The organism is Pseudomonadota bacterium (assembly GCA_026388315.1).
GTDB lineage: Bacteria > Desulfobacterota > Syntrophorhabdia > Syntrophorhabdales > Syntrophorhabdaceae > MWEV01.
This window is the reverse complement of sequence record JAPLKA010000086.1, coordinates 23,342-36,069: the sequence shown is the minus strand read 5'-3', so window position 1 is coordinate 36,069 and position 12,728 is coordinate 23,342. Positions and strand designations below refer to the sequence as shown.

Genomic DNA, 12,728 nt, shown 5'->3' with positions numbered 1-12,728 from the left:
TCGCGGACACATCCCCCTACCAGGTAGGCGATAAAGCCGTTTCTATGGAGTCGGTAGAGCGTGCGCACGGCATTCGGGCTCACCTGCTTTCGTGATATACAGTGTTCCTTCCGGGGAATGATTCGTGGTTTCATACTATTTACCATATCACACTCGATGGAAAAAGCAAACTTTCGGCTGGGACTGACTCCTTAGATACGTATGATCATTTTCAGATGGGTGCCCTTACCGACCTCTGAGGTGATGTGAAAAAAATCAGAAAAGTTTTTTATATTGGATAGCCCCATACCGGCCCCAAAGCCCATGTGCCGAATCTTTTCTGTAGCTGTGGAATAGCCTTCCTTCATGGCTAATTTGATATCTGCTATACCCTGGCCTTCGTCAATTGCTTCGATGATTATCTGTTTGGGCGTTACTTGCAGAATAATCTTGCCACGCTGTGCATAAGAGCAGATATTGATTTCAGCCTCATAAGTGACTATGGCAGCCCGCCTGACTACTTCTTTGGAAAGCTTCATTCTCTGCAGCAAGGTTTTGACCTGCCTGGAGACGTATCCGGCGTTTTTAAAGGTCCTCCCTTCTAAGGAAAATGAGTTCTCATAGACTACGGTTTCATGAGAAATCACGTTTGTCGCTGACCTTTTCTATACAACCGACAATTCCTTTCGTGTATAACCTGCCAACGGTTTCAAAGAGGATATATTTTGTTCCCAGGATTGGGATATTCAGTTCTTCTGCAAGCCGGATAGTTTCGGGTAAAGGACGCTTTCCACGAACTATGATAATGGCTGCAATATCGAGAACATCAGATGTACGGACAATCTGAGGATTCGTCAGGCCAGTCAGCAAAAGACTTCCCGCTTTTGCAAAAGCCAGAACGTCACTCATCAAATCAGCGCCAAATGCAGTCTTTACCTCCATGCCCAACTGATCGTGCCCAAAAAAAACTTCTGCTTCAAGTATCTCCTGCACCTCTCGTAGTGTCAATTTGCTCTCCTTTTGAATATAATATGTTAATAACGAGGGTATAATCAACCCTAAATTGCATAAGCGCTTAGTGATTGGGGTCGGACCAAGCCAAGTTTTATAAGCAGTGTTGAGTTTTGAGTTGAAAAAACCCAACCAAAATCACTCTACGTTCCACGCTCTCCGCTCCTTCCAGGGGCTTAAGATCATCTTTACAATCGTGAAGACGGAAAAGATGGCAGCAAAATGGAGCCCTTGATTAGCGTCAGCCAGGAGGCGGATGAAGGGCTCCTCCTGGCTTCCTGGCTACTTGTTCAGCACAGCCTTTCCTGCACTTGCACCGGCTATCCGTCCGAAAGTAATCGTCTCTGAGATGGAGTTGCCGCCAAGACGATTTGCCCCATGAATGCCACCTGTGACTTCACCGGCTGCGTAGAGACCCGAAATGGGTTTGCCGTCTTTATCAATTACCCGGGTCTGGTTATCGATTTTGAGCCCACCCATTGTGTAATGAATGCCCGGTTGCACCCCAATAGCGTAAAACTTCGGAGTCTTGATGGGGCGGGGCATGTCTGACCGCTTGAATTCAGCATCGTTCTTCGTTTCAAAAGCCGTGTTGTACTTTGCAACTGTTGCCTCGAGGGCATCTGCAGGAACACCAATAGCTGCGGCAAGCTCTTTGAGTGTGGCGCCTCCCTTTACGAGTTCGAGATAGAAGTAGCCTTCGATCTGCCTGAGACTTTTCCGGATACCTTCGTCAATGATCAGGTAAGCCATCTTGCCCTGCTGTTGGAGCATGGCCGCCGATGCAGCATCGCGGGTCGTCAGCTCATTAACAAACCGTTTGCCTTCTTTGTTCACGAGGATTGCTCCATTACCGCGCACTGCCTCGGTGATGAGTATTCTGCTTCCTGCCGCAACGGTGGGATGTATCTGTATTTCCTTCATATCTATAAGCTTTCCACTGGCTGTTTCACCAAACCTCATACCGTCACCGGTGGCACCCGGCTGATTCGAGGTCGTCATGCCTTTATATTCCGGCCGATAAGATTCGACCATAGCAGCATTGGTGGAAAAACCGCCTGAGGCGATAATAACCGCTTTGGCCTCGATAACATACAGGCCACGGTGTTTGCCCTTTACCTGTACGCCCGTAACGCGTCCGTCCTTATTCCGCAGGACCTGTACAACCGTACTGTTTACCCGTACATCGATCTTACGGTCAGTGACATTCTTACGAAGCACATCGATAAGGTGAGCGCCCACTGCTGCACCGCCTGTGGGACGGTGAGCCCTGTTCACACTCGCCCCGGCCAGCCGACCAACATCACTCACATCGGCGCCGATAGACGTCAACCAGTCAACCGACTCGGATGACTTATCTGCAAGTATCTTCACCAACGCAGGGTCGTTGACGTTTTTGCCGCCGGTCATTGTATCTTTGAACATGAGCTCAGGACTGTCTTTGATGCCTTTTATCGCCTGCATCCGGGTGTTGGCAGCGTTCATACCGCCCGCCGCAAGCATACTGTTGCCGCCAGTGATTGGCTGTTTCTCGAGGATGATAACCTTCGTACCAGCGTCGTGGGCGGTGATTGCTGCAGTGAAACCGGCAGCGCCTGCGCCGACGATTAAGATGTCAGTAGAGTCCATTTTCCGGTCTGTTTTCACCAGATCCTTTTTCGCGGGCACAGGCCCGCCACTTCCGGGGATTGGCATGTTAAAGGCGTGGCAGCCCAGGCAGTAAGACCGCGAAGCTGTATGCCCGTGATGACATACGGTGCAACTTACTTGTCCGATATGGGCCTTATGAGGATTAATATGGCCCTGACCCTTTTTGGTAATTTCAGCGAGAGGGCCATGACACCCTATGCACTGGGCATTGGCGGCAGTTTCGTTATCGTCTACCTCCATGGTTTTGCCATGGCAGGCCGCACAATCAACGGTTTTAGCCTTATGGATATCTGCAAGACTTCCGGCACCCGAGATTACAGCTGTCTTCTGTGACTGAAGAGCATCCTGCCGCGCAGGTTGCGCCTGGGAAACTGTGTATGCCGTTGTCAGGATGGCTAATGCTCCAAGGAATACCAATAAAATTGCAACCTTTTGTTTGGGACTCCAGCTGCCCATTGTTTGCCTCCTCAATTTTTTTCTACAGTTCCCTCTCAAACCTGAAACTTTCGATGTTTTGCCGCCATGTTCCTTGTACTGTACTGCAAATCACCGGTAATTTTTTTCTCAATGGAGATAAATGGGGGTATGTGTATCGTTTCTTTTGCGTCGTATGCCTCAAACTGTTCAACTTCAAGTATTGCAAGGCCTTCATTTGCCCCTTTATGTATGTCCAGTTCAAAATACTGATTATTCCATAAAAAACAGATATGTTCCTTCTCTATCGTTACCGTTTTCGGGTCAATCAGATTTTTCAGGGTATGGAATTCCTGTTCCGTTATGAGCTCTTCTTCTTCAATATAGTTATCCTGGTTTTTGATAGCTTTTTTTCTGGTAAGGAAATAAAGATATGCGCCGTCCTGCCCTCTTTTCCTGATCCTGACTTCTTCGTTCCGGTTTTTTGAGCGAAGATAGATTTCGTCAACCTGTATTGTCTGATGGACGGGGAGTTTTCTGCAATCAATGTTTTTAATTAAAAATTTTTCCTTTCTCTCAAGCGGCACAGGGATGTTGAGAAATTGTGAAATTGCTGCAAAAGTCCTTTTGATCTTGCCTTCAAAATCGGTCCTGTTATCGATTATTTTAAAATGTGGATGACCAAGCCAGCTTTCCCGTATTCCGTGATCAAAGCGAAGCGCTTCCTCAGGAGTTTCAAGCCGTGCAGTATTGTTGTCTCCAGTATAAAATTCTATGGCCCCTTCGGCTGCAGTAACAAGATGGATAACTCCGTTATACCTGTCGCGAAGGCTCACTTCATTCAATCCTTTTCTTTTAAGGATGGCCCTGAAATCATCATGAGCTATAAATGCCTTTACATCCATAATGCCCCTGTCGAGGAGAATTACCTTTTTCCTCTCAGGGAAGATCCTTGTGACTGCCTTTTTATAGGTTTCCTCAAAGGCGAGCTGCATGTCGAAAATAGTCTCTTCAAACATGACCACCTGTTTTTGTTTATCCATCTTGCGTCGATCAATGCCGTTATTTGTTATCAGGGTGGCCGTTTCCGGTATGACGAAGACCATAAAGCCGTGGTCAGATAATTTTTCTGTAAGATATGCGAGTGAAGAACTTTTGCCTGAACATGGTCCTCCGGTAAGAACAATCATGTTCACGGGTTCAATCAATTGTGCACTGTTGAACATACGATGCCAAAATCCCTTTTTTTAAAAAGATATTATGTTGCCGTTATTTTTTCCGGTATAAATCCAACAGGATGTTTATCTTATTCTGAGACAAGTCTCACCATTTTTAATCGGTACATCAGTTATAACTTCTATTACACGGGCTTGCCCCGTGGGAATCTATTCATTTTCTTCCGTATCATTATAATATATTATGTTCTTATATATCATTAAATTAAATTATTGAGGTAAAAACTACGAAAGAAAAGTCACGTAAAATAAATTTTATTCCGAATTTTATTGCAAAAAAATATTTTTTAAAATAAAATTATATAGCTCAATGCTCGTACATAAAATAGGTGTATTTTATGAACGTAGCTATTCAATCATACCGAAAAGAAAGCATCCTCATTAAGGATGCAATAAAGCAGTTTTGCTCCAAAAACGATAGCCTTTATCTTTTACAAAAAAACCTCCCTGACGAAAGACTTCAAAACGGTCTCGCGATAGACAGAAACAATGTTTATTTTGATTTGAGAACATTCGATTTGAGCCTGCAAATTATCGAACAATTAAATCTAAGAAACGATACCCTCGAAAACGGTAGAGACTTTTTTATAAAGAAATTTAAACAGACGCAAGCTGCTTGTAAAGTCTATGAAAATACAACGACGTTTAGTGTGACGATTTAAGGATTCATTGCATAAAAGAATTAAATAAAGTTGTGGGCAAATAGTCTTGATTTACTTCTTCCTGCGTACAGGTTCGGCGATAAAGTGTTGAACTGTCACGGGTTTGCCGCCTGACTGAAATGAGCGGACATGTTTCTGGATTTCCCGGTCAGATACAGTAAACCGTTCATGTTGTCGTAAGTGTTCTACCCATGATTCCACTATAAACGATTCGATGTAATGTCCCGCAGTCGTTACGTCACGAAAGAGATTCCACCTGATTGCACCGTCTTTCATACGAATTGTCTTCATTGGACCCATGGCGTCCATAAATGCCTCTGATTGCGCTGGATCAATATGATATTCAACAACGACCAATACAGGCCCTTCTTCCATGTCGGGCCTTTTTTCCATGGCAAGCACAGGCCAATTCTGGGATGGGGTAAGGTCAAGCCCCTCGCCGCTCGAGAGTTTGTAGCGCCATGTAAGAAATGTCCCCGTTACGATGCAGAGGGATGTTCCAACAAGGGTAGCAGATATGCTTGTTTTTGTGGCTATTGCCCCCCAGAGCACGCTCCCGCCTGCCATACCACCGAAAAATACGAGTATAAATACGGAAATTACACGCCCTCTGACCCATGAAGGTATGACTGACTGGACGGAGGTATTAAAGATGGACAGAACGGTGAGCCAGGATATGCCCCCGATGACCATGGCAATTGAGAGAAGCTTAAAATCCTTTAAAACTGCGAGGGCAAATATTACAAGTGCGAAAAAAATAGTTGAGAGGACTACAAGGAAATTCATCGAAGTTTTGTGTTGAACCTTTGGCAGAATAGCTGCACCAACAAGACCACCGATGCCAAAGAATCCGAGGAGCATACCGAATCCGGCGGAGCTTAACCCCAGATGAGACCTTGCGACAATAGGAAGAAAAGCCCAGAGGGAGCTGGCAAAAAACGAAAAAATTCCCATGTGAATAAGTACTGCCCAGACATGAGGTGCATTTCTTACATAACGGATCCCTGAACGTATCGCACCCATCAGTCGTTCTTCGGGTAGTGTACGCATCGTTGGTTCACGCTTCCAGCGAATGAGTACTGTCACAACACCGGAGAAAGAAAGGGCATTCAAAAGGAATGTAATGCCTGGTCCAAGTGCGGCAACGATGAGCCCGGCAAGGGCAGGGCCTGCAACACGGGCAATATTAAAAGAGACAGAGCCAAGCGTTATCGCTGAAGCGAGGTCTTTCCGGGGCACGAGTTCAGGGATAATTGCCTGCCAGGCCGGGGTATTTATTGCCGCACCGATGCTGAGAAAGAATGTAAAGACAAGGAGGGTCAGCGGTGATGCTTTTCCGAAGACGGTGACAAGACCCAGTCCTAAGGCAGCTGCTGACATAAGTATCTGGGTGAATATGAGCAAACGCCGGCGGTCAATTGTGTCTGCCAGAGCTCCTGCTGGAAGGGAAAGCAGGAAAAAGGGCAGGGTGGTTGCCGTCTGCACCATGGCTACCACAAAAGGGGACAGGGTAAGAGAGGTCATGAGCCATGAAGCCCCGACTTCATGCATCCATGTGCCAACAAGAGAAACAACATTCGTTATCCAGAGCAGTCTGAAAGATCGATCCGACAGTGGGCTCCATATCGAACTGTTTTTCTTTGTTTCCATTATTTTTTTACATTGCTCCATTTAATGCGATATGTGTGTGGCAATATGATGGTTGAAACTGATTAATTATGAGTCGGAACCAACCCATACCATCGTCTGGTTTCTACCGGATTGTTTTGCTTTGTAAAGCATTGCATCTGCACGCCTGAACAATTCTTCAGCGGCAATCAATCCTTCATTATCTGTTGATGCTATTCCCGCGCTGACAGTGACCTGCAAATTATGAGCGTCAGCAAAGTTATAACCGCTGCAAAGAGAACGGATTCTGTCAGCCACTATTAATGCCCCGTTAAGCGGTGTGTCAGACATGAGAATAATAAATTTTTCACCATCATATCTGCTTACCATACTCGTCCCTTTACGTACGTTTTCTTTCAAAATATTGGAAAATTCAACTAACACCCTGTCTCCAACCTGATGGCCATACGAATCATTGATGGTTTTGAAGTGGTCGATATCGATGAGGATAATTGCTATTGATCCGGGGTGCCTTTTGAGCTTCAATAGCTCTTCATTAATCCTGATATCATAGTATTTACGAACAAAAAGACCTGTGAGTCCATCATAGAGGATCTGCGAAAAAAGTAATGAATTCTGAAGCGAGATGGAAAACAGCGTCGACAAAATGAATAACTGTTGCAAATCCTGGAAACTCAAATTATCTTTCTTCGGGCTTTCAATAACTACCAGCCCAATGACCTCAAAAGATGAATCCACAAGGGGCAGACATAAACATTTTTTATTTGTTGTTTCCCTTGAATCAGAGGGAACGGGAACCTTTCCGTTCATCCTGAGTGAATAAAATCTGGGTATTTTTGAAGAGAGAACATGTTTGAGGAATGGGTCCTCTAATGAGATTACTTTGTTTTTTTGGTAAGGTTTATTATTAACAAGGAGTCCTTCAACGCTTAATTTTTCACTGTCTTTATCTAATATCAAAACCGCTACCCGTTTACTTTTACTGAAATCAGCTATTGTTTCGAGGGCTATGTTTATAAGAAGTTTTCTATCGGTAAATGCGGTGAGTAGGCGAGCACCAAAGTTCAGAAATATCAATTGCTCATCAAGTCCTTCTTCAAAGTTGATTTCTCGAACAGAACATTCACCCTTTTTTGTTTTGTTAGATTGGTTCTTATTTACCATCCTGATGCCCCCTTTATTGATGTGTTGTTGTATCAACCCCGAACTTTTATTTATTATATCACCTTTCAGGAATTTTGAACATTACTCACTGCAAAAAACTCACTGCAAAAAACACTCATTTACTTTTTTTGTACATGGGGTTACAATTTCCTTATATAAACAAAAGAAAAGGGGGTTAGATGAATCTTAACCGGTTATTCAAACCACAGACAATGGCGGTCATTGGTGTTTCTCAAAGCAATGATTCTCACCCGGCCAATGTAATTTACAATAAAAACCATCTTCGCTATAAGGTATCGGCCTATGCGGTGAACGGCAAGGGCGGTAGTATCAATGGTGAGGATGTTTATGCTAAAATCCGGGATATTCCCGAAAAGATTGATCTGGCAGTTATCGTTACAAAGGCGGAAATTGTCCCTTCAGTCATCGCTGAGTGTATCGAGGCAGAGGTGGGGGGTGCAGTTATCATTTCGGGTGGATTTGCAGAAACAGGTCTTATGGATTTGCAGAACAGGCTTGTGTCGATAGCAAAAGAGGCGGATTTCCCCTTTATAGGGCCAAATTGTCTTGGTATCTATTCACCCCCTTTGATGGATACCTTTTTTATACCAAGCGAGAGGATAGTGCGACCTGATCGGGGAAAGGTAGCCATGGTAAGCCAGAGCGGCGGTATGCTTGTTGATCACATGCTCAAATGTGCTTCAGAAGGGGTTGGTCTTTCATTGGCGGTCAGCATAGGAAACAAGGCCTTGATAAGGGAGGTTGATTTACTCCGGTACTTCAGAGACGACCCTAAAACAGACGTCATCACCTTTTATCTGGAGGGGTTTGACAAGAATGAAGGGCGAAAATTTGTCCTTGCCGCTTCAGAGTGCGGAAAACCTGTGATTGTACTCAAATCCGGTAAAACCCCCGGTGGAACCACCGCTGTAAAGAGCCATACCGCTTCCATGGCCGGCAATTATGAAGTGTTTTCTGCTGTTATGGCGCAGTATGGGATAGTTGAAGCTACGGATGAATATGAACTTGTCACATTTGCCGAAGCGCTTAGTTGTTATAAAAAACCGATCGAGGGCAGGATGGGTATCATTACAAGTAGCGGAGGACACGGCGCACTGGCAACAGATGCCTGCTTTGCTCACGGCCTTCAGGTGCCCGTCTTTACTAAAGAAATGAAGGATGGACTTCGTAATGTTTTGTCGTCTGCGATTCAAAATATTGCCTCTTTTGCCAACCCTGTTGACCTTACAGGCAGCTCTACGGACGATGATTTCATTGCTGCGGCAAGATTTCTCAGCCGAACAGATGCTGTAGACTGTATCATGCTTTTGCTCCTTCCTTATCAACCTGGCATAACAATGGACCTTGGGGCAAGATTGAGTCTTGTCCATGAACAGGAGGGCAAGCCTTTGATTGCTTATGTGCCCCATATAGAAAAATATTCAATGCTTGTTGAAGGGTTTACACTCAACAACATTCCTGTTGCGCATTCTGTTGAGGATGCCGTGCATATGGCGGAATCTATAAGGAGGTACAGGGCATGCTGAGTAAAGAAATCAGTGAAATATTGTCTGGATGTAAAGAAAGGGGTTGGGCTATGGAACCCCAGGCAAAGGAAATCCTTCGTCTTTCAGGTGTAAAAACTACGGAATTCTTCTGGGCCAGGGATGCGCAGGGGGCAATCAGATTTGCGAATCAAATAGGATACCCCGTTGTTGTCAAGGTTGTTTCCCCTGAAGTTGTCCACAAATCCGATGTTGGAGGGGTTGCTGTCGGTGTTTCCGGCGATGAAAAACTTGCTGAGGTCTACACAGAAATGGGCAAAATCAAGGGTTTTTCCGGGATCATCGTTGAAGAAATGGTTCGTGGTATTGAGCTTATTGTGGGAATGAAACTGGATCAGCAATTTGGCCCTGTTGTTCTCCTTGGCGTAGGCGGAACAGCGGTTGAGATATATAAAGATGTGGCCCTGAGAATGGCGCCGATTTTTGAGAAGGATGTTGATTCAATGCTGAAATCTATCAAAGCCCGCCCGCTCCTCGAAGGATACAGGGGTTCTGAGCCGATCAATATTGAGGCGCTGAAAAAGATGCTGCTTGCCTTTTCAGATATGGTCATGGAGTTTGGCGAAGAGGTAGATTCGATTGATTTAAACCCGGTTATCTGTAATGCCTCAAAATGCGTTGTTACGGATGCCCGCATAATGCTCTCAAAATAGTAAAAGGTAAAAGGTGAAAGAGACCACAAAGGTGCTCATGAGCCCCTTAAGTGAAAGGATGAAGCAGGACATGGAGATACTCTGCTCTATGAAGGGAATAGGAGAAAACACCGCAGTAAACTTCCTTATTGAGATGGGAGGGGCAGTAGAGATTTATCAAAACGACAAGAAACTGATCGCTGCATCCGGGCTTGACCCTTCAACCTATCAAACAGGCGAATATGTGGGAAAAAGCAGGATAAGTAAGCGAGGGAATCGACACTTAAGAAGGATGATCTGGCTTATGGCGACCAAAGTTATCATCAACAACGACCTCTTCAGAACCTATTGCTATAAAAGGAGGAAAGAGGGGTTGCCCTATAAAAAGGCGGTCCATGCCACAGCTCATAAGCTCATTCGCGTCATGTTTGCAATGCTGAGCCGCAAGACATGTTTTGTTGAAGGAGAAATTAAATATAGCTGACTGTAATCTTGTACTCGCAACCTAAGTACCGTACTGTTTCTTTCAACCGGTAATTCTCATAAAATCACCATCGACGTTGCATTGTATATGAAAAACTTACTTGACAAAGGTTAACATCCAGGTTAACATTATTCAGTGAGAAGATTTGTTACGTTCTATACGACGGTTAGTGGAAACTGCCCGATAAAGGAGTTTCTTGATTCATTACCGGTAAAAGCTGCACAGAAAGTAACATGGGTTTTGAATCTGTTGGAGGACTTGGTTATTGTCCCTTCTTCATATTTCAAAAAACTTGTCGGCACAGAAGAGATATGGGAGTGCAGGATTCAATCCGGTTCAAACACATATCGTATATTCTGTTTCTTTATAGGCAACTCTGTAGTTGTCCTGACGCATGGGCTGGTAAAGAAAAGTCAGAAAACACCAAAACAGGAGATAGAAAAGGCACAGGGCTACAGGAAAGATTTCCTAAAGAGGAGGATGAAACCATGAGTGATTTGAAACAATATATTAATCAGAGAAAAAAGAGAGATAAAGAATTTGCCGAAGGTTACGAAGGAGGCTATGAACAGTTCAAAATAGGCGTAATGCTTCGTCATGCCCGTGAGTCAGCAGGCCTAACGCAGGAGGAACTCGCTCTCAAGCTCAATACCAGGAAAACCGCAATTTCAAGAATCGAGAACCATGCGGAAGATATCAAGCTGTCAACCCTGGAGCGTTTTGCAGCAGCACTCGGGAAGCAATTGCACTTACAGATTTCTTAATACAACAGCTTGATCTATCGCCTCATAAAGCCTTCCTGTTATCAATACTTTTGATCAAACAGTTAAGTGTACTTGCTTTCAATTCGTAATTGCGAAGATACGAGAAACAAAAGAGGGTAGAGCCGTCAGACTCTACCCTTTACACTCTTAATTGCACTTTCTGCTCCATTGCTCCCCAACACCCAAGTACCGGGGCAAAGAACCGTGACCCCATATTCGCCCTCCGCATGAAGGGCATCGAGTGGGTCTCGCCCATGGGTAGTCCGATGCGGTAAAGCTCCTTTACATCAACGGCAGAGTATAGTATCAATTAAGAGTGTTTCTGGAGGGACATTCCAAAAAGACTCTTCTCGTGCTGGGAAACGTAAGGGATGCCTCCTCTCCTTTATGTCAGGCTATTCTGCAATAATAGAGTCTTTATACAGGAGAATATAAGCTAAAAAGACAGAGAGAAAAATTTAAAAGATAACAAAAGACCTTATCATGCAGTCCCTGTTCAGGGCAGTATCGGCCAAAAGGCCGGAACCGGGCCTCATCCATCACTCAGACCGGGGAAGCCAGTACTGCTCCCATGAATATGGAAAGATCCTTAATCAGTTCGGCATGAAGACGTCAATGAGCAGAAAGGGTAATCATTCAAAAAACAAGAGGTGAAGTCATGGTAGAGCCAGAACAAATCGTTCCAGAAATAAAAGCAGACGGGAAAAAGGCATTGGATTTTGTTAATATCGTAAAAGCTTTAAGGGTTTTGACAACAAAAGAAGAATTCCCTTATGGCAGAATCACCAAGCTGTTAGGGATGGCTCAAAGACACGGTGATTGTTTTTGCGAAAGCTGCCAGGAAGAAAGAAAAAAGGAGAATCAGAGATTTAGTCGGTCTTTATCAAAAATAGTGCGGTTTAGGCAAGAGTATTATAATGCCGGACGTAATGGCGAGTTTGAGGAAATTGTTAAGATTGCCATAAAAGGAGCAGAACTCCTCTTTTCCCTTCAGCGAGCAGGTCTGGATGACACTGAATTGATAAGGGCAATGATAAAGATATATCGAAAAAAAGTAATATTTATTTGAAGCACTGCAAACGGCCTATGTGTTTAGGTCGTTTTTTTGTTAATCGTAAAGTGCTGTTCGTGAAATGTAAAAGCCTCATAGAAGAATCTTTAACGAGATACGCTTCACGAGATACGAGACACGAAATATGATACATGACAAGTGACACAGTTGAAGGATCAACTTTGCAGGAGATGAAGAACTTGTCCGTATTGATACACGAAGCAACAGTGATGTAATAACTCTCTATAAAGGACTCACCCCCCTGATAAATTAGATATTTCAATCAGTAATCCTCAGATTCGCTGAAAAGAGCCTATACTGGATTTATAGGCATACACCACATCTGTCGTTCGGGTTTCATTTCATAATTAATTTGCCGTAGGCATATTCGGCAACCTTCTTACCATCTCGCCAGTCGTAGATATCATAATTTATATATTCCCCTTGTTTTCCGACAGTGAAGAAACAGTTAACCGTATCAGCAAACC

At 44.3% G+C, this 12,728-nt stretch carries 14 protein-coding genes and 1 pseudogene; 8 read left to right on the top strand and 7 right to left on the bottom strand.

What is annotated here, in order from left to right:
- The 5 genes from NTX75_12330 to NTX75_12310 all read right to left on the bottom strand — a co-directional run.
- On the bottom strand, nt 1-146 hold a 146-nt coding region (locus NTX75_12330), incomplete at its 3' end, for a polynucleotide adenylyltransferase PcnB (protein MCX5817007.1).
- 45 nt (nt 147-191) lie between these two features.
- Entirely contained in the window at nt 192-626 is a 435-nt protein-coding gene (locus NTX75_12325) for an ATP-binding protein (GenBank protein ID MCX5817006.1), read from the bottom strand.
- Nucleotides 613-987 carry a DRTGG domain-containing protein gene (locus NTX75_12320; GenBank protein MCX5817005.1) on the bottom strand — a complete coding sequence of 125 codons (375 nt, stop codon included), beginning with the start codon at nt 985-987 and terminating at the stop codon, nt 613-615. The genes NTX75_12325 and NTX75_12320 overlap by 14 nt, the downstream gene beginning before the upstream one ends.
- Nucleotides 988-1,272: 285 nt before the next feature.
- Nucleotides 1,273-3,096 (bottom strand): flavocytochrome c, encoded by a 1,824-nt coding sequence (locus NTX75_12315; GenBank protein MCX5817004.1) that lies wholly within the window; start codon nt 3,094-3,096, stop codon nt 1,273-1,275.
- A 35-nt stretch (nt 3,097-3,131) separates the two neighbouring features.
- Complete coding sequence (locus NTX75_12310; protein MCX5817003.1) at nt 3,132-4,280, bottom strand: AAA family ATPase; 1,149 nt, start codon at nt 4,278-4,280, stop codon at nt 3,132-3,134.
- Between the two features lie 347 nt (nt 4,281-4,627).
- Between NTX75_12310 and NTX75_12305 the strand changes: the two genes are divergently transcribed.
- Nucleotides 4,628-4,951: a hypothetical protein gene (locus NTX75_12305; protein MCX5817002.1), complete on the top strand. Its 324-nt coding sequence runs from the start codon at nt 4,628-4,630 to the stop codon at nt 4,949-4,951.
- A 51-nt stretch (nt 4,952-5,002) separates the two neighbouring features.
- Here NTX75_12305 and NTX75_12300 read toward each other — a convergent pair whose 3' ends face one another.
- Both NTX75_12300 and NTX75_12295 read right to left on the bottom strand, forming a co-directional pair.
- Nucleotides 5,003-6,601 (bottom strand): MFS transporter, encoded by a 1,599-nt coding sequence (locus NTX75_12300; protein MCX5817001.1) that lies wholly within the window; start codon nt 6,599-6,601, stop codon nt 5,003-5,005.
- A gap of 66 nt (nt 6,602-6,667) precedes the next feature.
- The gene (locus NTX75_12295; protein MCX5817000.1) at nt 6,668-7,744 is read right to left on the bottom strand and encodes a sensor domain-containing diguanylate cyclase; all 1,077 of its coding nucleotides are present in this window, start codon (nt 7,742-7,744) and stop codon (nt 6,668-6,670) included.
- A 179-nt stretch (nt 7,745-7,923) separates the two neighbouring features.
- Here NTX75_12295 and NTX75_12290 point away from each other — a divergent pair, with 179 nt between their 5' ends.
- The 7 genes and pseudogenes from NTX75_12290 (at nt 7,924) to NTX75_12260 (ending at nt 12,258) form a co-directional block, all read left to right on the top strand.
- Nucleotides 7,924-9,291 (top strand): CoA-binding protein, encoded by a 1,368-nt coding sequence (locus NTX75_12290; GenBank protein ID MCX5816999.1) that lies wholly within the window; start codon nt 7,924-7,926, stop codon nt 9,289-9,291.
- Complete coding sequence (locus tag NTX75_12285) at nt 9,285-9,962, top strand: acetate--CoA ligase family protein (GenBank protein ID MCX5816998.1); 678 nt, start codon at nt 9,285-9,287, stop codon at nt 9,960-9,962. Before NTX75_12290 ends, NTX75_12285 begins: the two co-directional genes overlap by 7 nt.
- A gap of 13 nt (nt 9,963-9,975) precedes the next feature.
- Nucleotides 9,976-10,425 (top strand): transposase, encoded by a 450-nt coding sequence (locus NTX75_12280; GenBank protein MCX5816997.1) that lies wholly within the window; start codon nt 9,976-9,978, stop codon nt 10,423-10,425.
- 135 nt (nt 10,426-10,560) lie between these two features.
- Complete coding sequence (locus tag NTX75_12275; protein MCX5816996.1) at nt 10,561-10,917, top strand: type II toxin-antitoxin system RelE/ParE family toxin; 357 nt, start codon at nt 10,561-10,563, stop codon at nt 10,915-10,917.
- Nucleotides 10,914-11,189, top strand: a complete 276-nt coding sequence (locus NTX75_12270) for a helix-turn-helix transcriptional regulator (GenBank protein ID MCX5816995.1) — start codon at nt 10,914-10,916, stop codon at nt 11,187-11,189. The genes NTX75_12275 and NTX75_12270 overlap by 4 nt, the downstream gene beginning before the upstream one ends.
- 465 nt (nt 11,190-11,654) lie before the next feature.
- Nucleotides 11,655-11,822 (top strand): annotated as a pseudogene (locus NTX75_12265) (DDE-type integrase/transposase/recombinase).
- A 25-nt stretch (nt 11,823-11,847) separates the two neighbouring features.
- Nucleotides 11,848-12,258: a hypothetical protein gene (locus NTX75_12260; protein MCX5816994.1), complete on the top strand. Its 411-nt coding sequence runs from the start codon at nt 11,848-11,850 to the stop codon at nt 12,256-12,258.
- Nucleotides 12,259-12,728: the final 470 nt, after the last annotated feature.